A 19,648-nucleotide genomic window follows, 5' to 3' on the forward strand; every position below is an offset into this window, starting at 1 on the left:
GTCACACCCGGACGCCGAGGTCCTCCGCCGCCGGGCGGGGCGGACGCCCCGAGAAGAGGCCCGCCGACCGCAGGACGCCGGCCAGCACCGGGTCGCCGACCTCCACTCCGTGCACGAGCTCCGGCGTGGGCCGGAAGGGCGCCGGGGCCGCCGCCGGCCGCGGCTGTGTCCAGCCGCCCGCGACGGGGTCGACGCCGTGACGCCGGCAGACCTCCTCCACCAGCGAGCGCGGGCACTGCGCCTCGCCGCGCAGCACCTCCCAGGGCGGCGGCAGCTCGGCCCACACCGCGGTGTCCGGATGGAGTCCCCCGCCGGTCGAACGGTGCCAGGCGGCCACGTCGGCGGCGACCAGGAGCAGCACCTTGCCGGGGCAGAGCCGCTCGACGAGCTCTTCGGCGTCCATGGCCCGCAGGAGCGCGAACCAGTGGGTCCGGGCCTTGGTCCAGGCCCGGGCGGTCTGGTTCCAGGTGGTCGAGTCGTCGCCGCGGCGCACGATCATCGTCGCCCGGTCCAGGGGCTGCCGCCGCCATGCGGTCTCGAGCAGCTCGGCGACGTCCAGCAGGAAGCGGTACCAGATCCCGAGCAGCCGCCCCCGCTGTCGGTCGTCGAGGTGGCCGAGCACCTCGGCGGTGGGGTGGACGTGCGCGACGGCGTACCAGTTGGTGTGGTGCGGCTGCCGCCGCAGTTCGCCGAACAGGGCGTCCGCCACCTCGTCGTACGCGCGCTGCTGCCCCGAGACGGTGAACTCGCTGCGCAGGTTGGCGCGGGCGGTGAGGTAGGCGACGAAGGCCGCGGTCGGGGCGTCGGCCGCGAACTCCTCGTAGGCCAGCCGATAGGCGAGTCCGCTCTTGCCGGCCAGCGTCACCTCCCGCTTGCGCTGCTCGACCAGGATGCGCGCCAGCTTGGCCTCCATGCGGCGCAGCAACCGGAACCGCTTGTTGTACTGCCGCTTCGACATCTCCCCGAGCCCGGCCTCCGCGCGCCCGGCCCGGTCGAGGCGGTCGCTGAGGAAGTCGCTGGCCCCGAAGCGCTTGGCGATCCGCTCGCCGGCCGCCCGGATCGCCGCCTCCACCTGCGCCGGATCATCCCCGGAGGCGTCCGGCAGCCCGGGGAACAGCTCCGCGGCGCGGGCCAGCTGGAGCTGGGCGCCGACGGGCCGGGCGAAGTCCTCCGACATCGAGGTGTAGCCGTGCCACAGCGCCTTCAGCGAGCCGCTCGCGGCCTTCTCCAGCGCGCGCCGGGTACGGCGGGCGGGCTGACGGACGGTGCCGTCGAGCAGCCGGAGGGCGAGGTCGGCGATGTCCTCGGGTCGCTTGCGCCGGTCGAGGGACGCGTGCAACTCCCGCAGGACGGAGGTGTTCTGGGACATGCGCCCAGGCTGACGCACGCGGCGGCGCGAGCACCACCGGTTAATCCTCTGATCGTCAACTTCTGGTTGACGACCCACGTGCGTCAACCTATAGTTGACGCATGACGCAGCAGATCCGGCTCGATGACCTGATCGAAGCCATCAAGAAGGCCCACAGCGACGCCCTCGACCAGCTCGCGGACGCCGTCATCGCCGCCGAGCACCTGGGCGAGGTCGCCGACCACCTCATCGGGCACTTCGTCGACCAGGCCCGGCGGTCCGGCGCCTCGTGGACCGACATCGGCAAGAGCATGGGCGTGACCAAGCAGGCCGCCCAGAAGCGCTTCGTGCCCAAGGACCCCGGCGCCCCCGACCTCGACCCCTCGCAGGGCTTCTCGCGCTTCACCCCGCGCGCCCGCAAGGTCGTCATGGCCGCCCACGCCGAGGCGAAGACCGCCTCGAACCCCGAAGTCCGCCCCGAGCACCTCGCCCTCGGGCTGCTCAGCGAACCCGACGCCCTCGCTGCCCGTGCCATGGCGGCCCAGGGCGTCACCCTCGACGCCGCCCGCGCCGCCCTGACCGCCTCCCTCCCCGAGGCCGTGGCCGAGGCGCCCGAACTCGTCCCGTACGACCTCGGCTCCCGCAAGGTCCTCGAACTGGCCTTCCGCGAGGCACTCCGCCTGGGCCACAACTACATCGGCACCGAGCACCTCCTCCTCGCCCTCCTCGAACTGGAGGCGGGTGACGGCCCGCTGACCTCCCTCGGCCTCGACAAGACCACCACCGAGGCCCACGTCGCCGCGGCGCTGGCCGAGCTCGTGGAGGGCACGCACGAGGAGAAGTAGGGAGGCCGGACCCGGGCCCGCAACGCCGTTCCGGGCGGTGCGCGGGTGGCGCGCAGGCGGTTCCCACGGCGCCTCGGGAGCGGTGCGGGAGGCCCCCCGCCTCGCCCGGCCCCGGCCCCGGCGCGGGCCCCGGTGCCGCGTCGGCATCTCCGCACCGGTGCTGGGCGGTGCGCCGGTACGCCGGCCGGGGCGGCCGGCGCCCAGGCGGTGCGGGGACGTCGCCGTTCCAGCAGCGGGCAGGCGTCAGTGCGTATACGCGGGCCCACGCGGTGCGGGGACGTCGCGTGGGCCGTGGTTGCATGAGGCGTCACGGCCCCACCTGGGAGGAACAGAACCCTGAACACCACGACCGCGGAGGCGCTGTCCGTCGCGCTGCTGCTCCTCGTGCTCGCCGGTGCGGTGATCCGGCCGTTCGGCCTTCCGGAGGCGGTGATCGCCGTCCCGGCCGCCGCGGTGGCCGTGGGGAGCGGGGCGATCCCGCTGGAGCACGCGCGGGAGGAGGCCGCCCGGCTGGGGCCGGTGATCGGGTTCCTGGCCGCGGTCCTGGTGCTGGCCAAGCTCTGCGACGAGGAGGGGCTGTTCCGCGCCGGCGGGGCCTGGATGGCCGAGGTGGCCCGGGGACGGCCGCGGCGGTTGCTCGGGGCGGTGTTCGTGCTCGCCTCGGCGGTGACGGCGGTGCTGAGCCTCGACGCCACGATCGTGCTGCTGACCCCGGTGGTGTTCGCGACCGCCGCGCGGCTGGGGGTGCGGCCCAAGCCCCACGTGTACGCCTGTACGCACCTGTCCAACACCGCCTCGCTGCTGCTGCCCGTCTCGAACCTGACGAACCTGCTGGCGTTCGCGGCCAGCGGGCTGAGCTTCACCCGCTTCGCCGGGCTGATGGTGCTGCCGTGGCTGGTGGCGATCGCGGTCGAGTACGTCGTCTTCCGCCGCTGGTTCGGCGCCGACCTGGCGGCCGCCGTCCCCGTCCCGGATGGTGCGGGGACCCCGCCGCTGCCGGTGTTCGCCCTGGTCACGGTGGTCTGCACACTGGCGGGCTTCGTCGTCACCCCGGCGCTCGGCATCGATCCGGCGTGGGCCGCCGCGGCCGGGGCGCTGGTGCTGGCGCTGCGGGCGGTGGCGCGGCGGCGGATGACGGTGCGCGCCGTGGCAGGGGCGGCCGGGGTGCCGTTCCTGGCGTTCGTGCTGGCGCTGGGCGTGGTGGTTCGGGCCGTGGTCGACAACGGGCTCGCCGACGCGCTGGGCCGGATCGTGCCGGGCGGCACCGGGCTGCCCGCGCTGCTCGGCGTCGCGGCGCTCGCCGCCGTCCTGGCCAACCTGATCAACAACCTGCCCGCCGTGCTGGTCCTGCTGCCGCTGACCGCACCCGCCGGGCCCGGCGCGGTCCTGGCCGTCCTGCTTGGGGTGAACATCGGCCCCAATCTGACCTACGCGGGTTCCCTGGCGACCCTGCTGTGGCGGCGTATCGTGCACGAGCACGAACACGACGTGGACCTCAAGGAGTTCACCGTCCTCGGCCTGCTCACCGTGCCCGCGGCGCTGGGCCTGGCGGTGGTGGCGCTGTGGGGTTCGCTGCACGTCCTCGGAGGCTGATGTCCGTGATCGTGACCGCCTGGGTCACCGAAGGAACCTGGCCCGCCTGCGTCGACGCCGTCCGCATGCACGCCCCGGAGGACGCCGACGTCCTCCTGCTGCACGTCAGCGGCCTGGACGTCCCCGGTCTTGCGCACGCCGCCTACGCCGGGCTGCTGGGCCGCGGCCACCCGGAGCACGACCCGGGCGCCCGGCTGGAGGACCTCGAGGCGGAGTGCGCCGCACGGCTGCTGGACGCCGCCGCCCGGCGGCTGGGCCGCCCGTGCCGGCGGGAGGAGCGGGAGGGCCGGGTGGAGCGGGAGGTGGTCGCCGCCGCGGCCGGGACCGATCTGCTGGTGATGGCCCGCGACGGCGACCCGGCACGGCTCGGGCCGCGGAGCCTGGGCCCCGCGGGGCGCTTCGTCGTCGACCACGCGCCCTGCCCGGTCCTCCTGGTGTGGCCCGAGGCCGCCCCGGACGTGACGACGCTCCCCCCGCCCCCGCCCCACTGACCGGGGCTCAGCGCGCGGCGCCCGGCAGCTGCCTGACGCCGTCGACGGCGGCGCGGGTCAGTACCGCGCTGGTGAAGACGACCGTGCCGCGCGGCACGACCCCGTCGGGGTCCGGCTCGGCCTGGACGGTGCGCTCGCCGAGGAAGACGTGGGTCTTCCGGTCGAAGATCCACTCCGTGCGCTGCCCGCTGGCCTCGTCCAGCCGTGCCACCGCGACGCCGTGCCGCCCGGTGGCGTCCACCGCGTCGTCCACGGCGACCACGCCGGGGATCCGGGCGGCAGCCTTGTAGAGCGCCGCGGTCAGTGCGGCCGGCGGGTAGCTCTCGCCCAGCAGGTCGCCGATGGTGGTGAAGGCCTCCTGGTCGGGGCTGTCGCCCATGCCCTTCGTCTCCTCGTAGATCCTGGCCAGGAGCGCGCGGGGGTCGGTGGGCAGGGTGGCGAGGTAGTCGTAGCTCGGCGCGTTGAGGGTCGGCCGGGGTACGTCGCCGTGCTCGTCGGCGCCTGCCAGCGTCCTGCCCCCCGGGCCGGTGGTGCCGGGCTCGATCAGCCAGCCGTCCCTGCCGTCGCGGGACTCCCATGACTGGCGCCGGTGCAGCGGGGTGCCGGCCAGGCTGGTCGTGCCGTGCACGTGCCGCACGACGGTGCCGGCCGACTTCGACTCGATGTAGACGTACTGGCCCTCGCCCACCGGCGCGGCGGGCGACTCGGCGGCGGCCAGCGAGACGGTGTCCAGCAGGCGGGCGGCGCCCTCCGGGTCCGCGGCGCCCAGGCGGGTGGTCAGGGCGGGGCCCGTGGCGGGGGTCCTGGAGCCGCCGCCCGCGCCGGTGGGGTCCGCGCCGCCGAACACGTACAGGCCGGTCGCCAGGGCCCCGGCCAGCACGCCCGCGGCCAGCGGGACGAGGACCATGCGGCGCAGGAACGGGTTGCGGCGCGCGGGCGCGCGGGTGGCGGCGGGGGACGGGCCGCGGCTCGCGGTGAGGTCCTCGTGGATCCGGGTCATCAGGCGCTCCTTGTGCAGCTGGTGACGGTCCGCCGGAAGATCCCGCTCCACGCGCGGCAGGAGACGGGCGGTCTCCTCCCATTCCGAGGGATGGGCGTTCATCGGGTTCCTTCCTGTGCGGGCCGGACCGCGTTCGCGCGGTCCCCTTCTGTCTGTCGGCGGCGAGCCGCGGGTTCCCTTTCCGCGTCGGCGAGCCTGCGCAGCCTCGTGCGGGCCCGGGACAGGCGGGAGCGCACGGTGCCGACCGGGATGCCGAGGGCCTCGGCGGCCTCGGCGTACTCCAGGCCCTCCCACAGGCACAGCGTCAGCACCTCGCGCTCGGGGCGGCGCAGCCGGGCGAGGGCGGTGAGCACGACCGCGAGACGGCGCCGGTCGTCGACCCGGCCGGCCACCAGGTCGGCGTGGTCGGGCACCTCGAGCGCGGCCGCCCCGGCCTGGGCGCCGGCGGCGATCGCGGCCCGGTAACGGCGGTTGCCGCGGCAGTGGTTGCGCGCGAGGTTGGTGGCGACACCCAGCAGCCACGGCCGCAGCGAGCCCCCCTCGGGATCGACGCGCTCCCGCAGCCGCCAGGCCTCCAGGAAGGTGGCCGACATCACGTCCTCGGCGACCGACCAGTCGGCGGTCAGCCGGAAGGCGTGGTTGTAGACGGTACGGGCGTACGCGTCGAACAGCTCCGCGAAGGCGGCGGGGTCCCCGTCCCGTACCCGGGTACGTACTTCAGTGGTCACCTCTGTCGGCTGTCCGTCCGGCCCCCGCGGGTTCCCGTGACCCGCGTCATGCCGCGACCCCGCCGGGGGGCGCGGGCTCGAAGGGCATCACCTTGTCCTGCCCGGGCCCCACCACGTGGACGGTGCTCTCGGGGACCTCTTGCCAGACGTCCGGCAGGTCGCCCAGGGGCTCGGACACCACGAGCCGGGTCTCCTCCGACGCGCCCCGCAGGAACCACAGGTCCGGGTGCAGCTCGCGCAGCGAGTCCACCTTGCCGCTGTGGAACAGCGACCGCGACGCGTGCTCGGTGGAGTAGCGGAAGGCCCACAGGCTCTCCCCGTCGGAGACCGCGACCGTCATCTGGACGGGGAACTCGACCCCGTGCTCGCGGCCGGTCCGCTCCACCAGCCCCGCCATCCGCGCCACGGCGCCGGGTACGTCCTGGTCGAGGCCGAAGGTGAGCGCGAGCAGGAACATCACCTCGGTGTCCGTCGAGCCCTCGATGGCGGAGAACAGCACCGGGTCGACGGCGAGCGAGAGGTCGCGGCGCAGCCGGTGGAAGTCGGTGATCTCGCCGTTGTGCATCCACAGCCAGCGGCCGTGCCGGAAGGGGTGGCAGTTGGTCTGCTGGACCGCGGTGCCCGTCGACGCCCGTACGTGGGCGAAGAACAGCGGCGAGGTGACGTGGCGCGAGATCTCCCGCAGGTTGCGGTTGTTCCACGCGGGCCCGACGTCCCGGACGATCGCCGGGGTGTCCAGGTGGTCCGTGGCGTACCAGCCGATGCCGAAGCCGTCCCCGTTGGTCGTCTCCACGCCCAATCGGGAGTGCAGGCTCTGGTCGATCAGGGAGTGCCGCGGTTTGTAGAGCATGTCGTCGAGCAGCATGGGCGTTCCCGTGTAGGCGAGCCATCGGCACATGAGCACCTCTCCCTTCGTCTTGCCGGCGACCTCCGGGGGGGGGCCGGCCCTCCTCAGGCGTCGGTCAGGGCGACCTCCGCCCAGATCGTCGTGCCCTCCTGGGTGTGGCGCGTGCCCCAGCGTCCGGTGACCTGGGCCACCAGCAGCAGCCCCCGTCCGCCCTCGTCGAAGACCCGGGCCCGGCGCAGGTGGGGGGCGGTGCCGCTGCCGTCGGAGACCTCGACGACAAGGGTGGAGTCGTGGGGTGGTGTCGACGGCGGTGAGCTGGACGCGCGGGGTGTGCCGCAGCGGGTCGCTGAGCGGGGGAGAGCGTGATCGTCCAGGTGCGCGGCACCGGTGCCGCGCGTGAGCGGACGCGCGGGTGGAGGTCGCTCGCCTCCCCGCTGGCCAGGACGCGCCGCACGCCCTCATCGAGGGCCTCTCCCGCGCTGCCGGGCAGGAACTCCGAGGGGCGTTGGCCCCGCAGTTGCTCCTCGGTGCGTCCGGCCTCGCGCCGCATGCCCAGGCTGGTGCGCAGCGTCCGCAGCTCGTCGTCGAAGATCGCCATGGGCAGGATGGCCTGGTCGAAGGCATCCTCGACCAGGCCGTCCACCGCTCCCCAGCGCCGCCGGTCCACCGGCGAGAGCACGATGAGGCGCTGCGGCCGGCCGAGCACGTCCAACGACGGGTAGATGCGCACGGAGACCTCCAGCGGGCGGCCGTCCCGGCGGCGCAGCAGCGAGCTGCCGCCCCGGCCGAAGGGCGTCGCGAGGAACCACTCGGTGGAGCGGTCGGCCTCCGTGCCCAGGAGCCGGACCGCGGGCCGCCCCACGACCTCGGCGTGCCCGTACCCGAGCAGTCGCTCGGCCTCGCTGCTCCAGCCCGTGACGACGCCGTGGGCGTCGACGACGGCCGTGGCCGGGACGGTCGGATCGGGCCGGGGAGGGAAGCCGCCCTCGGCATCGTCGTCGCCGCTCGAGTCCCGCATCGCCATCCGTCGCCGTTCTCGCCCGTCCTCTCCGGCCCGCCTCCAGCACGGGGCTGCCCGGCCCCACCTCCACATCTACCGCTCCTGGTGCGTGCCCGCAGGTCGGCGCGAGGACGCCGCGGCCGCTGTGTTCCGCCTTTTCCTCCACAGCCTGTGGACGAAGAGGCGGATCGCCCGCGCCCCTTCCTCCGTACGACGGGTGTCGCATCGGGTACAACCATGCGCCGTCGTCGGAGGTCTGGTCGGTTGCCCCGGCCCTGCCGCGGGGCGACCGACCAGACAGGCGACGACCGGGGAACGCCGCGGGGGGGCGGCGTCCGGGCGCGGACGGAGGACCCGTACGACCATGGACAGGCACGACGGAAGCGGCATCGACCCCGCCGACCAGTGGGTCCTCGACCCGGACACCGGCGCCTACCGGCTGCGACTGCCCTCCGACGCCCCTCCGGCCCCCACGGTGCCGCGGCAGGGCGGGCGGCAGGTACCGCGGCAGGGCGGGCGGGCGCGCCCCGAGGAGCGGCCGCCCGCTCCCGCCCCGGGCGGACGGCGCCGCGCCGGCGCCCCGCCCTCCCGCAGGGCGAAGCGGTCCGTGAAGCGCAGGGTGCTGATGTGGACGGCGGGGACGCTCGGATTCCTGGTGCTCGGGGGCAGCGCCGGCGCCTACCTCCTCTACCGGCACTTCGACGGCAACATCGCCACCGTGGACGTCGGCACGGCCGGCAGCAAGAACGCGACCAGCAAGGAAGCGGTGAACATCCTGGTCATCGGCACCGACAGCCGCCAGGGCCTCGGCGCGAAGTACGGGGACGCCGGGAGCGTCGGCCACGCCGACACCACGATCCTCTTCCATGTGGCGAAGGACCGGTCGAACGCGACCGCGATGAGCATCCCGCGCGACATGGTCACCGGCATCCCGGACTGCCCGACCAAGCAGAAGGACGGCTCCACCAAGACGATCCCCGGGACGCCGCAGGGGCGGTTCAGCCCGCGCTTCAACGAGAGCCTGGGCCAGTCGGGCCGCGACCCGGGCTGCACCATGCGGACCGTCACGGAGATCACCGGCCTGCCGGTCGACCACTTCGTCCTGGTCAACTTCGAGGCCGTGAAGACCCTGTCCACAGCGGTCGGCGGGGTGCCGGTCTGCCTCACCCACCCCATCAAGGACACGACCCGCGACGGCGAGGGCTCCCATCTGGACCTGCCGGCGGGGCCGAGCAAGGTCCAGGGCGAGCAGGCCCTGGCCTTCGTCAGGACCCGGCACTCCCTGAAGAACGGCAGCGACCTGGACCGCATCGACCTGCAGAAGCAGTTCCTGGCGTCGATGATCCGCCAGATGAAGTCCGGCGACACCCTCACCGACCCCACGAAGCTCTTCAAGCTGGCGAACGCGGCCACCAAGTCGCTCACGGTGGACACCGGCATCGGCGGCGTCGCGAAGCTCACCGAGCTCGCCAAGGACCTGAGCCGGGTCGATCCCGAGCACATCACCTTCACGACGCTCCCGGTCAAGGACAACCCGGCCGAGGGGACGAGGCACGCGACGGTCGTGGTGGACGACACAAGGGCGCCCGCGCTCTTCAAAGCGATCAAGGACGACGTCTCGCTGACCAAGCCGAAGAAGAAGCCCGCGGCCGCCGACAGCAAGCTCCGCGGCCCCAAGGCGGACCCGTCGCAGGTCCGGGTGGACGTGTTCAACGGCGGCGGCCCCCAGGGCGCGGCTCAGGAGACCCTGCAGTGGCTGCAGAACACCAAGGGCGTCACCCACGCCACCAACGGCGGCAACGCCGGCGGCGGCAAGCAGGACCGCACCACCCTGGAGTACGCGCCCGACCAGGCCGACCAGGCCCGGGCCCTGGCCGCGATGATGGGGCTGCCCGCCTCCGCCCTGCGCCCCGCGGCGGACGACCCCGCGGCGGACGACGCCACCGGCGCGGACGACGCCACCTCCGGCGCGAACATGACCCTGACCCTCGGCGGCGACTACCTGGGCGCCGGGAATCCGCTCGCCGAGCCGGACCGGCTCCCTGAGACCATCCCGCAGTCGCGGGCCGACAAGCAGGAGTGCGTCGGCTGAGCCCCGGCGAGCCGCCGCCCGGGCCGCGCCGACTCGGCGTCGACCCCTGACGCTCGCTCGGCGCGCGCCCGACCCCCGCCGGCGGCGGTCGCTTCCGTCGCCGCGGCCCGGGGCCGCTCAGAGCCGTCCGACGTCCACCACGGCCCGGGCGAAGGCGGCGGGCGCCTCCTGCGGCACGTTGTGCCCGATGCCCGGCAGTGTGCGGTGCGCGTACTTCCCGGTGAACTTGGCCCGGTAGGCCGAGCCGTTGCCCGGCGGGGTGAAGGGATCGACCGCCCCGTCGAGGGTGATCGTGGGCACGGTGACGACGGGCTGTCGGGCGAGCCGCGCCTCGATGTCGTCGTAGCGCGGCTCGCCCTCGACCAGGCTCAGCCGCCAGCGGTAGTTGCCGATGACGATGGGGACGTAGTCGGGGTTGTCGAAGGCCGCCGCGGTGCGGTCGAACGTGGCGTCGTCGAAGCCCCACGTCGGGGAGTTGAACGTCCAGACGAGCCGGGCCAGATCGTGCCGGTTGCGCTCCAGGCCCTTCCGTCCCCGTTCCGTGGCGAAGTAGTACTGGTACCACCACGCCCATTCGGTCTTCGGCGGCAGCGGCTGCTTGTTCGCCTCGCGGTCGGTGATCAGGTAACCGGTCACCGAGACGAGCCCCTTGACCCGCTCGGGCCACAGCGCCGCGATGATGTCGGCGGTCCGCGACCCCCAGTCGAAGCCGGCGAGGACCGCCTTCTTGATGCCCAGGGCGTCCATGAGCGCGAGGATGTCCAGGGCGAACACCGCCTGCTGCGCGTCGCGCGGCGTCGAGCGGGACAGGAAGCGCGTCGTCCCGTGGCCGCGCAGGTAGGGGACGATCACCCGGTACCCCTTCGCGGCCAGCAGCGGCGTGACGGCGGCGTAGCTGTGGATGTCGTACGGCCAGCCGTGGAGGAGGATCACCGCGGGCCCGTCGGCCGGTCCGGCCTCCACGTAGCCGACGTCCAGCACCCCGGCCTCCACCTGCTTCAGCGGGCCGAACGCCTCGGTGCCGCCCGGCCGTTCCTTGCCGGGGTCCATAGGCGGCGCCGGCTTGTCCCCGGCCGGGCCGGTCGTCGCGCATCCGGTGACGATCCCCAGCGCGGCCGCGACCGCTCCCGTGCCGGCGATCGTGCCGAAGGTCCGCCTGTCGATCATCTGATGCCTTCCGTGGGACGCGGGCCCGGGCCCTGGGGCAGGCCCCGCACCGAGGTGGGTCACGCACTGGGGTACGCCATGCCCTCTGCCGCGCCGCCCGCGTCGCCGGACCGGCGAACGTCATCCGTTCGGCACAGGTCCCGGCGGGCGCGGTGAGGGCCGGACGGGTGAAGTCGGCGGCGTGGCGCAACCGGTGGGCGCGACGGGGCTGTCCTGCACGGCGAGTCCGGTCGACACCGTCCGAGGTCCGAGGGGAAACACCATGAGCCTTCTCGATACTCCGCAGCAGTCACTGGGTGGCGCCCCGCTGGGGGCACACCTGGCCGCCGTCGACGCGCGCTGGGTCGAGCTCCACGCCGCGCTCATCGCGGCCGGGGTGCCACCGCTCCCCGGGGACAGCGACGCCGTGCACACCCTCGCCCGGCAGCTCGACGACGCTACCGTCAGCGCCGTCGTCGCCTGGATCGACAGCGCCGCCTCCCGCTGAACCCGGCCCGGCCGCGGCCCTTGTGACAGTCATGTGACGGGAATTGTGGCGTCCGCCACGGCCGGGAGGGGCGGCGGCCTGATGGCATCGCCGGATGCGCACCCCCGCATTCTTCCTCCCGGCCGTGCTCGCCGGTGCCCTGCTCCTCGCCACGGCCTGCGATAGCCCGCACCGAGACGACCGCGGTGCCTGCGCCCCCTCGGCCGTGCCGGTCAGCGCCGAGCCCGAGGGGGACGGCGACGTCGAGATCACCGCCGTGAGCGGCCGGCCCGCCCACTGCCCCGGCCCCCCGTTCCACGTCGTGTTCCGCGTGACCAACCACGCCGGCGAACTCCTCACCTACACCGTCACGTTCGGGCTCACCGCAGGTGCCGGGCGGGCCCTGGCGGACGAGCCGCACACGGGTGTCCGCGGTTCCGCCCGGCCGCACGGTGCGGAGTGAGGCCGACCTGGCCGCACCGCTCACACCGCGGTCCACCGTGGAACGGGTGCGCGTCGTCAAGGTCAGGAGCGTCCCGACGGACGAGGCGCCCGCCGCGGCAGGCGTCTGCCCGCTGTCCGGGCTGCGGCTCACCGCCGACGACGGCGACGCCGCCATGGGGCTGCGGGTGGTGGGGCTGCGCCTGGAGAACTGCTCGTCACATCTCCGCCGCGTCGAGGGCTATCCGCTGGTCCAGCTCCTCGACGAGGAGCACGAGCCCGTCACGGGCGTCGAGGTCGTGCGCGGTGGCGGAGGTGTCGCCCTCGTGCCGGGCTTCGACGACGCGCCCCGCCCCGTCACCCTGGAGCCGGGACAGAGCGCGACCGCGGGCCTGATGTGGCGCAACACCGTCACCGACGGCACGCCGGTGCTGGCCCCCTATGCGAGGGTGCGGGCGACACCCGGCGCCCCCGCGGTGATGGTGGTCCCGGAAATCGACCTCGGCACCACGGGGAAGCTCGGCGTCAGCGCCTGGAAGGCCGATCCGGCGACCGCGGCCCCGGCCTCATGAACCGCTGATCCCTCCTCCCGTCCGCACGAAGGCCCCGGCTCCCCGGGGCCTTCGTGCTGTGCGGGCCGCGCCGTCCCCCCGCGCGGATGTCACGGTTCCGTCCCGAGGCGCGCTGGCGGCCACCTCATTTGACACGGCTCGCCTCGCCCTCTCATCATCATTCCACTAATCGAGTAGCTAAAGGGTGTTGAAGCCTCGTGGAGTTCCGCATCGACAGGCGCAGCGGGATCGCCGCCTACCAGCAGATCGTCCAGCAGACCAAACAGGCCCTGCGGCTGGGCGTCCTGATGCCGGGGGACCGGCTGCCCACCGCCAAGGAGGTCGCGGAGACCAGCGCCGTCAATCCGAACACCACGCTCAAGGCCTACCGCGAACTGGAACGCGAGGGGCTGGTCGAGCCGAGGCCGGGACTCGGCACCTTCATCCGCCGCTCACTGGCCCGCCCCCAGGCGGGCGCCGACTCCCCGCTGCGCGGGGAACTGGAGGCGTGGATGACCCGGGCCCAGCAGGCGGGTCTGGAACGGGAGGACGTCGCCGCGCTGGTCGCGGCCGTCCTGCAGGAGCGGTACGCCGGTGCGACGGCGGCCGACGGGACACCGGAAGGTCGGGAAAAGAGGATGACCAGTGCGTGACGCCACGGACCCCATGGACAGGGGCGGCCCGGTGGAGGAGTCGGCGATCGAGGCTCATGGAGTCGGCCGCAAGTACCGGCGCGGCTGGGCCCTGCGGGACTGCTCGTTCCGCTTGCCGGCCGGCCGGATCTGCGGGCTCGTGGGCCCCAACGGCGCGGGCAAGACGACGCTGATGTCGATCGCCGCCAATCTGCTGGAGCCGACCGAGGGCACCCTCACGGTGTTCGGCGCGCAGCCCCAGTCGGCGGAGGCGGGACGCCGCACGGCGTTCCTCGCCCAGGAGAAGCCGCTGTTCCGCCGGTTCACGGTGGCCGAGACGCTGCGGCTGGGCCGCGAGCTCAACCCGGGCTGGGACCAGCGGGCCGCCGAGCAGATCGTCCGGGCGGGCAACGTGCCGATGGACGCGAAGGTCGGCACCCTCTCCGGCGGTCAGCGCACCCGCGTGGCCTTCGCCCTCGCCTTCGGCAAGCGGCCCGATGTGCTGCTTCTCGACGAGCCGATGTCCGACCTCGACCCGCTGGTGCGCCACGAGCTCATGACCACCCTGATGGCCGAGGCCGCCGAGCACGGCACCACGGTGCTGATGTCCTCCCACATGCTCAGCGAGCTGGAGAGCGTCTGCGACTTCCTGCTGGTCATCTCCGGCGGCGGCCTGCGGGTGGCCGGTGACGTGGACGAGATCCGCAGCGCCCATCTGCTGCTGCAGGGCGTCGCCGACGGTGGCGCCGGCGTTCCGGCCGAACTGGCCCGCCACACCGTGATCGAGTACCGCACCAGCGGGCGGCAGGCCACCGCCCTCATCCGCCCGGACGGCCCGGTCGGTGACCAGTGGCAGTCCCACAGCCCGCAGTTGGAGGAACTCCTGCTCGCCTATCTGCGTTCGCCGCACGTGCCGCCGCTGATCAGTCCGGTGGCCCAGATACCGGGTGTGTCGTACGGCACGCAGGGTCGGGGGGCGGCGGCATGAGCAACCTGACCGCGACCTCCTCCGCACCGTCCGAGCCCGCCGCCGCCGACCGCGGCGCCCGCCGCCCCCGGCTGAGCGGGATGATCTGGCTCGTCTGGCGCCAGCACCGTGCCGCCTTCTGGACGCTGCTGGCCCTGACGGCCCTCGCCGTGGCCTGGATGCTCTACCAGCGCGCCGGCCTGCTCGACCACCTCGCCGCGAAGGGCTGGCCCGCATCGGGTCCCGACCGGTGGATGGAGGACATCAGCCCGTACAGTTCCGAGCTCCTGAAGGCCGGTTACGGGCTCGGCTTCGTCCCCGTCCTTCTCGGGGTCTTCCTCGGCGCCCCGCTGCTCGCCGGCGACCTGGAGAGCGGCACGGCCAAGCTCGTCACCACTCAGGCCGCCCGGCCCGCCCGCTGGCTCGCCGCCAAGATCGGCATCAGCGCCCTGGTGGTCGTGGTCTGCACCGTCGCCCTGTCCTTCGCCTTCGGCCGGTGGTGGGCGCCGGTCAGCCGGCAGAGCTCCGTCATGGACTGGACCTCCGGCCAGGCGTTCGACACCACCGGGCCCGTGCCTGTCGCACTCGCGCTCTTCACCGTCATCGGCGGCGTCGCGATCGGCCTGCTCCTGCGCCGCACTCTGATCGCCATGGTCGTGACCTTCTTCTTCGCGGTCGCCGTCCAGGTGGCCTGGAGCTCCTACCGGCTCGATCTCGGCCATGTCCTCAGGATCACGACCGACACCGGTGTCGACGTCGGCGCCCCGAGCCCGCCCGCCGCCGCCTATCAGATCGACCAGTCGTACGTCACGGCGTCCGGGGAGACCCTCGGCTGGAGCACCTGCGTACACGCCGGGCCGGAGGAGGCCGTCGCGGCCTGCCAGCAGCAGAAGGGCATCGTGGGCTGGGCGGTGGACTACCTCCCCTTCTCGCAGATGAGCGGCATGCAGTGGCTGGGCGCCTCGATCCTCTTCGCCCTGACCGCCGCCCTCACGGTCTTTGTCTTCCTCTGGGGCCGCAAGCGCGTCGTCTGATGACGTGCACGGGTTGGGACGGCACGACCTCGGGGGACGCGCGGAGCGTCCACCCGGGGTCGTGCCGTCGAACGGCTGGGGAACCGCGGTCGGCAGGTGCACGCATCCGCCGAAAGTCTCGCGCGGACGACAACCCGGGACGTGGTCGCACGTCTGGGAGGTCAAAGGCACTGCCCAGGCGTGCCCGCTCAGCGTTCCCCCTCGAAGGAAGCCCATGCCAGCACCGCGACTGCGACCCCGCCCTCGACTCCGCGCCCCAGGCGCGGCCCCGACGCTCCGTGCGATCGTCCTGACCACCGCGTCCCTGGCCTCGCTCGCCGCCCTGACGGCGTGCGGGGGCCCGGCGTCCGAACCGGCCCGCGGCGCGGACCGCCAGGTGGCCTCCCTGCCGCCGTCGACGGACCGGCCGCCGGGCCAGGGCGCGCCCTCCGACCGCGCGGCGGGAGACTCCGGTCGTCCGCAACTGCGGCTGGACGACTCCCCCGAGCGCCGCAACCGCCTGATCGCCGCCTGGGACAAGTGCCTCCTGGAGCACGGCGCCAAGACGGGCGGTACCGGAGCTGCGCCGCCTCCGGGCGCGGAGCCGGGCGGGGAAGAGCCGGTGTTCGTCGCGGACCCGATTCCCGAGCGCGCCAAGAACGCGTGCGCCGACAAACTGCCCATCGGCCCGCCGGAACAGGATCCGGCCCTCAACCCCCACTACCGGGAGGACTGGCAGAAGGACGTCAGCTGCCTCCGCTCCAACGGGATCATGGTGCACCTCACCAGGGACACCAGCCTCAACCCGAACGGCCTCGGCTGGACCTATGACGACGACTACGTCGACACCCGCCAGGACACGTCGTCGATCGAGCAGGACTGCGAGCGGAAGGCCTTCGGTGGCGGCGAGTAGAGCGGCGCGGACCTCCAGGCGCACCACACGGCGGGCCCTCACCGTGGCGGCGGTCCTCCTGGTCACGGCCGGCATGGCCTTCGGCGGCTACTCCCTCGCCTCCGGGGCGAAGCAGCCCGCCGCCTCCGCCGGCAAGGTGGCGCGATCCGCCACCGTCAAGGTCGTGCGCACGGACCTCGCCGACACCCAGACGCACCGCGGCACCCTCGGCTACGGGGCCGACATCGCCGTCAAGGGCACGGGGGAGGGAACGGTCACCGAACTCCCGCCCACGGGGCGGACGGTCAAACGCGGCCGCCAGCTGTACGCGGTGGACGACCGCCCTGTCGTGGTCTTCTACGGGAGCACGCCCCTGTACCGCACCCTGGACAAGCCGACGCTGCGCGGCAGGGACGTCACCATGGTCGCCGACAACCTCGAAGCCCTCGGCTACGACATCGGCCCGCGCGTCGGCGCCTCCTCGGGGGGCGCGATGGGGACCATCACGGGCGCGGGCCGCGCCGACCGGATCGGGGACGTCTGGACCAAGAGCCTGTCGGACGCGGTCAAGCGGTGGCAGCGGTACGTCGGCATGGACCCGACGGGCACGCTGGACGTCGGGCAGATCGTCGTGGTATCCGGGCCGGTGCGGGTCAGTTCGGTGCAGGCCCAGCTCGGCGACCCCGTCGGCGAGCCCCTGATGACCGTCACCCGCACCTCCAAGTCCGTGAGCGTGCCGGTGCAGGCCACGGACACCGACGGCATCTCGACCGGCGCGAAGGTCGTGATCACCCTTCCGGACAACAGCGAGGCGCCCGGGACCGTCACCTCCATCAGCCAGACCGTCCAGGGCGGAGGTGACTCGGCCGGCGGCCAGAACACCCCTCCCACGCTCCTCGTCACCGTCACACCGGCCACCCCGCCGAAGTACGACGCGGCCAGTGTGCAGGTCCGCTTCACCGCCTCCACCAGGAAGAACGTGCTCGCCGTGCCCGTGGGGACGCTCGTCGCGCTGAGCGGCGGCGGCTACGCGCTGCAGAAGACCGACGGCGCCTACCTCGCCGTCGAGACGGGACTCTTCGCGAACGGCATGGTCGAGGTGAAGGGCGACGGAGTGTCCGAGGGGCTTCGTGTGGAGACCGCCTCATGACCCTCGGCGACCTCGGCGGCGGCCCCGCCGACACCCTGCGGCTGCGGGCGGTGGGGCCGCCCCACCCGTCCCCGCAGGCTCCGCCGTCTCCCGGAGCCCGGCACGCCGGCCGCCGGGACGAGCCCGTGCTGCGGGTCGTGCGGGCGAGCAAGACCTACGCAGGCGGCGTCCGCGCCCTGGACGACGTGTCGTTGACCATCCGCCGCGGCGAACTCCTCGGCATCGTGGGGCCGTCCGGATCCGGCAAGTCGACGCTGCTCAACATCATGGGGACCCTCGACCTGCCGAGCCGCGGCACGGTGGAGATCGCGGGACGCGACGTGGCCCGACTCCGCGACCGCCGGCTGTCCGTCCTGCGCGGCACGTGGCTCGGTTTCGTCTTCCAGCAGTTCCACCTCACCGACGGGCTCTCGGCTGCGGAGAACGTCGCCACGGGACTGCTCTACGCGGGCGTCCCGCGCCGTCGCCGCCGCCCCCTCGCCCTGGAGGCGCTCGGCCGGGTGGGGCTCGCCCACCGGGTGGACCACTCCCCACACCAGCTCAGCGGCGGTGAGAAGCAGCGCGTGGCCATCGCCCGCGCCCTGGTCAACGCCCCGTCGCTGGTCCTGGCCGACGAGCCCACCGGCGCCCTGGACACCGCCAACGGCCGGGCCATCCTGGATCTGCTCGAGAAGCTCAACGACGAGGGCACCACCATCGCCGTGATCACCCACGACCGCGACATCGCGGCCCGGCTGCCCCGGCGCGTGGAGATCCGCGACGGCCGGATCACGGACGACACCGGCGCGGAGGCGACCCCATGACCGAAGCCGCGAAGGACGAACCCCTGCGCGGGGTACGGCTGCCACCGGGCGACTTCCTGCGCCTGGGGTTCCTGGGCATCCGGATCCGTGTGATGCGGGCGGCGCTGTCCGCCCTCGGCATCTCGATCGGCATCGCCACCATGATCGTCGTCACGGGCATCCCCGCGTCCAGCCAGCGCCACCTCCTCGACGAGCTGGAATCCCTCGGCCCCGACATCCTGCAGGCCCAGGCGGTCGGGCAGCAGGACGAGCGGCCTTCGCTGCCGAAGGAGGCCGCCGCGATGGCCGGCCGGATCGGCCCGGTCACCTCGGCCACCGCCGTGGCCAACACCAACGCGCGCATCCTGCGTTCGGACCGGGCGCCCGCCGACGACGGCGTCGGCATCACCGTTCTGGCCAGCCAGGACAACCTGCTCTCGACGGTCCACGGGGCGGTGCGCGCCGGCCGGTTCCTCGGCCCGGCGACCGACCGGTTCCCCACGGTGGTCCTCGGCAACCAGGCCGCCGCCTGGCTCGGCATCAGCCGGCTGGACCCGGGCGGCCCAGCGCCCCTGGTCTCCATCGACCGGCGTGCGTTCTCAGTGATCGGCATCCTGGGCCCCATGCCGCTCACGCCCGAGCTCGAGCAGTCGGTGATGGTGGGCTGGCAGGCGGCCCACACCTACCTGAACTTCGACGACCAGCCGACGGTCGTCTACGTCAAGGCCGACGAGGACGCCCTGGAGGACGTCCGCGGGGTGCTTCCCGCGACGCTCGACCCGCAGGCGCCCGGCCTGGTCCAGGTCAGCCGGCCCTCGGAGGTGCTGGCCGCCAAGCGAGCCACCGAGAACACCTTCTCCTCGCTCTTCCTGGGGCTGGCCGGGGTGGCGCTGCTGGTGGGCGGCATCGGAGTCGCCAACACGATGTTCATCTCGGTGCTCGAACGCCGCAAGGAGATCGGTCTGCGCCGCGCCCTCGGCGCCAGCAAGGGCCAGATCCGCGGGCAGTTCCTCGTGGAGGCGGTCATGCTGTCGGCGTTCGGCGGGATCGCCGGGACCTCCGTCGGCTCCCTGGCCGCGATCGGGTACAGCCTGCACCAGGGCTGGACGCCCGTCCTGCCGCTCCCGGTCGTGGCTGGTGCGGTCGGCGGCGCGGTGGTCGTGGGCGTGCTGGCGGGCGTCTACCCCTCCGTCCGGGCCTCCCGGCTTCCGCCCACCGAGGCCCCGTCAAGGGGGAGGTCACCTCGGCCGGACACCGCGACGGACCCACCCGCGTGTGCCGCACCGTGCGCGGCGGCACACCGGCCATACCCTCGCGACTCAATCGGGCGCCACGCTCACGGACACGATGGTCCAGGACTTGACGTTGGAGCGGCACCCCCGTGCGCGAACTTCAGGTCGGCCTCAAGGACGCGAAGGTCATCGGCGTCGTCGACGACTCGCTGACCGTGGCCCGCTATGACGCTTCGCTCGGGCAGAAGGCGTCCGGGGCATCCATCTGGAAGGTCGTGGCCGTCCCCTTCGACGGTTCCGGCGAGCGGACTCTTCTCGCCCGTGCGGTGGCGGACCGTGTAGCCGTCCGGTCGGACGGCGGCGTTCAACTCGTCGGCGGACAGTCCGCGGAGGACTACGGCTCTTCCTGGA

General features: G+C 73.8%; 20 protein-coding genes and 2 pseudogenes. 15 read left to right on the forward strand and 7 right to left on the reverse strand.

Features of this window, described 5'->3' with window-relative positions:
- Nucleotide 1 precedes the first annotated feature (1 nt).
- Entirely contained in the window at nt 2-1,369 is a 1,368-nt protein-coding gene (locus tag AC3ET4_RS23740; RefSeq protein ID WP_431952659.1) for a hypothetical protein, read from the reverse strand.
- A 101-nt stretch (nt 1,370-1,470) separates the two neighbouring features.
- Here AC3ET4_RS23740 and AC3ET4_RS23745 point away from each other — a divergent pair, with 101 nt between their 5' ends.
- The 3 genes from AC3ET4_RS23745 (at nt 1,471) to AC3ET4_RS23755 (ending at nt 4,277) form a co-directional block, all read left to right on the forward strand.
- Complete coding sequence (locus AC3ET4_RS23745; RefSeq protein WP_431952661.1) at nt 1,471-2,193, forward strand: Clp protease N-terminal domain-containing protein; 723 nt, start codon at nt 1,471-1,473, stop codon at nt 2,191-2,193.
- Between the two features lie 336 nt (nt 2,194-2,529).
- The gene (locus tag AC3ET4_RS23750; RefSeq protein WP_431952699.1) at nt 2,530-3,786 is read left to right on the forward strand and encodes an SLC13 family permease; all 1,257 of its coding nucleotides are present in this window, start codon (nt 2,530-2,532) and stop codon (nt 3,784-3,786) included.
- Nucleotides 3,786-4,277 (forward strand): universal stress protein, encoded by a 492-nt coding sequence (locus AC3ET4_RS23755; RefSeq protein WP_431952663.1) that lies wholly within the window; start codon nt 3,786-3,788, stop codon nt 4,275-4,277. Before AC3ET4_RS23750 ends, AC3ET4_RS23755 begins: the two co-directional genes overlap by 1 nt.
- Before the next feature lie 7 nt (nt 4,278-4,284).
- On the opposite strand, the gene AC3ET4_RS23760 is transcribed toward AC3ET4_RS23755, so the two are convergent.
- The 5 genes and pseudogenes from AC3ET4_RS23760 to AC3ET4_RS23780 all read right to left on the reverse strand — a co-directional run.
- On the reverse strand, nt 4,285-5,379 hold the full coding sequence (locus AC3ET4_RS23760) for a CU044_5270 family protein (RefSeq protein WP_431952665.1): 1,095 nt from the start codon (nt 5,377-5,379) through the stop codon (nt 4,285-4,287).
- Nucleotides 5,376-6,005 carry an RNA polymerase sigma factor gene (locus tag AC3ET4_RS23765; RefSeq protein WP_431952667.1) on the reverse strand — a complete coding sequence of 210 codons (630 nt, stop codon included), beginning with the start codon at nt 6,003-6,005 and terminating at the stop codon, nt 5,376-5,378. Before AC3ET4_RS23765 ends, AC3ET4_RS23760 begins: the two co-directional genes overlap by 4 nt.
- Nucleotides 6,006-6,051: 46 nt before the next feature.
- Nucleotides 6,052-6,903 (reverse strand): class II glutamine amidotransferase, encoded by an 852-nt coding sequence (locus tag AC3ET4_RS23770; RefSeq protein WP_431952669.1) that lies wholly within the window; start codon nt 6,901-6,903, stop codon nt 6,052-6,054.
- 53 nt (nt 6,904-6,956) lie between these two features.
- Nucleotides 6,957-7,142, reverse strand: a pseudogene (locus tag AC3ET4_RS23775) (ATP-binding protein); the annotation flags it as partial.
- Nucleotides 7,143-7,261: 119 nt separating this feature from the next.
- A pseudogene (locus AC3ET4_RS23780) lies at nt 7,262-7,945 on the reverse strand (PAS domain-containing protein); the annotation flags it as partial.
- Nucleotides 7,946-8,216: 271 nt separating this feature from the next.
- Here AC3ET4_RS23780 and AC3ET4_RS23785 point away from each other — a divergent pair.
- Nucleotides 8,217-9,944, forward strand: a complete 1,728-nt coding sequence (locus AC3ET4_RS23785; RefSeq protein WP_431952671.1) for an LCP family protein — start codon at nt 8,217-8,219, stop codon at nt 9,942-9,944.
- A gap of 117 nt (nt 9,945-10,061) precedes the next feature.
- Here AC3ET4_RS23785 and AC3ET4_RS23790 read toward each other — a convergent pair whose 3' ends face one another.
- Nucleotides 10,062-11,111, reverse strand: coding sequence for an alpha/beta fold hydrolase (locus AC3ET4_RS23790; RefSeq protein ID WP_431952673.1), 1,050 nt, complete (start codon nt 11,109-11,111; stop codon nt 10,062-10,064).
- A gap of 262 nt (nt 11,112-11,373) precedes the next feature.
- Between AC3ET4_RS23790 and AC3ET4_RS23795 the strand changes: the two genes are divergently transcribed.
- From AC3ET4_RS23795 to AC3ET4_RS23845, 11 genes are all read left to right on the forward strand, one after another.
- Nucleotides 11,374-11,598 (forward strand): hypothetical protein, encoded by a 225-nt coding sequence (locus AC3ET4_RS23795; RefSeq protein ID WP_431952675.1) that lies wholly within the window; start codon nt 11,374-11,376, stop codon nt 11,596-11,598.
- 94 nt (nt 11,599-11,692) lie between these two features.
- Nucleotides 11,693-12,040: a hypothetical protein gene (locus AC3ET4_RS23800; protein WP_431952677.1), complete on the forward strand. Its 348-nt coding sequence runs from the start codon at nt 11,693-11,695 to the stop codon at nt 12,038-12,040.
- Nucleotides 12,041-12,086: 46 nt separating this feature from the next.
- Entirely contained in the window at nt 12,087-12,590 is a 504-nt protein-coding gene (locus AC3ET4_RS23805; protein ID WP_431952679.1) for a DUF4232 domain-containing protein, read from the forward strand.
- Between the two features lie 197 nt (nt 12,591-12,787).
- Entirely contained in the window at nt 12,788-13,222 is a 435-nt protein-coding gene (locus AC3ET4_RS23810) for a GntR family transcriptional regulator (protein ID WP_431952681.1), read from the forward strand.
- Between the two features lie 13 nt (nt 13,223-13,235).
- Nucleotides 13,236-14,189, forward strand: coding sequence for an ABC transporter ATP-binding protein (locus AC3ET4_RS23815; protein WP_431952701.1), 954 nt, complete (start codon nt 13,236-13,238; stop codon nt 14,187-14,189).
- On the forward strand, nt 14,186-15,202 hold the full coding sequence (locus AC3ET4_RS23820) for an ABC transporter (RefSeq protein WP_431952683.1): 1,017 nt from the start codon (nt 14,186-14,188) through the stop codon (nt 15,200-15,202). Before AC3ET4_RS23815 ends, AC3ET4_RS23820 begins: the two co-directional genes overlap by 4 nt.
- Nucleotides 15,203-15,416: 214 nt before the next feature.
- Nucleotides 15,417-16,094, forward strand: a complete 678-nt coding sequence (locus tag AC3ET4_RS23825; protein ID WP_431952685.1) for a hypothetical protein — start codon at nt 15,417-15,419, stop codon at nt 16,092-16,094.
- The gene (locus AC3ET4_RS23830) at nt 16,081-17,223 is read left to right on the forward strand and encodes an efflux RND transporter periplasmic adaptor subunit (RefSeq protein WP_431952687.1); all 1,143 of its coding nucleotides are present in this window, start codon (nt 16,081-16,083) and stop codon (nt 17,221-17,223) included. The genes AC3ET4_RS23825 and AC3ET4_RS23830 overlap by 14 nt, the downstream gene beginning before the upstream one ends.
- A complete protein-coding gene (locus AC3ET4_RS23835) occupies nt 17,220-18,026 on the forward strand; it encodes an ABC transporter ATP-binding protein (RefSeq protein ID WP_431952689.1) in 807 nt (268 codons plus the stop codon). Before AC3ET4_RS23830 ends, AC3ET4_RS23835 begins: the two co-directional genes overlap by 4 nt.
- The gene (locus tag AC3ET4_RS23840) at nt 18,023-19,450 is read left to right on the forward strand and encodes an ABC transporter permease (RefSeq protein WP_431952691.1); all 1,428 of its coding nucleotides are present in this window, start codon (nt 18,023-18,025) and stop codon (nt 19,448-19,450) included. The genes AC3ET4_RS23835 and AC3ET4_RS23840 overlap by 4 nt, the downstream gene beginning before the upstream one ends.
- Nucleotides 19,387-19,648 (forward strand): hypothetical protein (locus tag AC3ET4_RS23845; RefSeq protein ID WP_431952693.1); only part of this gene is annotated, 262 nt, incomplete at its 3' end. The genes AC3ET4_RS23840 and AC3ET4_RS23845, both read left to right, overlap by 64 nt.

This window comes from Actinacidiphila sp. bgisy167 (assembly GCF_057707665.1).

Bases quoted from the DNA above. Each gene is read 5' to 3' on its own strand.
- AC3ET4_RS23835 (WP_431952689.1), top strand. From the start codon at position 17,220: ATGACCCTCGGCGACCTCGGCGGCGGCCCCGCCGACACCCTGCGGCTG.
- AC3ET4_RS23815 (WP_431952701.1), top strand. From the start codon at position 13,236: ATGGACAGGGGCGGCCCGGTGGAGGAGTCGGCGATCGAGGCTCATGGA.
- AC3ET4_RS23785 (WP_431952671.1), top strand. From the start codon at position 8,217: ATGGACAGGCACGACGGAAGCGGCATCGACCCCGCCGACCAGTGGGTC.
- AC3ET4_RS23795 (WP_431952675.1), top strand. From the start codon at position 11,374: ATGAGCCTTCTCGATACTCCGCAGCAGTCACTGGGTGGCGCCCCGCTG.
- AC3ET4_RS23800 (WP_431952677.1), top strand. From the start codon at position 11,693: ATGCGCACCCCCGCATTCTTCCTCCCGGCCGTGCTCGCCGGTGCCCTG.
- AC3ET4_RS23820 (WP_431952683.1), top strand. From the start codon at position 14,186: ATGAGCAACCTGACCGCGACCTCCTCCGCACCGTCCGAGCCCGCCGCC.
- AC3ET4_RS23740 (WP_431952659.1), bottom strand. From the start codon at position 1,369: ATGTCCCAGAACACCTCCGTCCTGCGGGAGTTGCACGCGTCCCTCGAC.
- AC3ET4_RS23755 (WP_431952663.1), top strand. From the start codon at position 3,786: ATGTCCGTGATCGTGACCGCCTGGGTCACCGAAGGAACCTGGCCCGCC.
- AC3ET4_RS23745 (WP_431952661.1), top strand. From the start codon at position 1,471: ATGACGCAGCAGATCCGGCTCGATGACCTGATCGAAGCCATCAAGAAG.
- AC3ET4_RS23840 (WP_431952691.1), top strand. From the start codon at position 18,023: ATGACCGAAGCCGCGAAGGACGAACCCCTGCGCGGGGTACGGCTGCCA.
- AC3ET4_RS23770 (WP_431952669.1), bottom strand. From the start codon at position 6,903: ATGTGCCGATGGCTCGCCTACACGGGAACGCCCATGCTGCTCGACGAC.
- AC3ET4_RS23790 (WP_431952673.1), bottom strand. From the start codon at position 11,111: ATGATCGACAGGCGGACCTTCGGCACGATCGCCGGCACGGGAGCGGTC.
- AC3ET4_RS23760 (WP_431952665.1), bottom strand. From the start codon at position 5,379: ATGAACGCCCATCCCTCGGAATGGGAGGAGACCGCCCGTCTCCTGCCG.
- AC3ET4_RS23825 (WP_431952685.1), top strand. From the start codon at position 15,417: ATGCCAGCACCGCGACTGCGACCCCGCCCTCGACTCCGCGCCCCAGGC.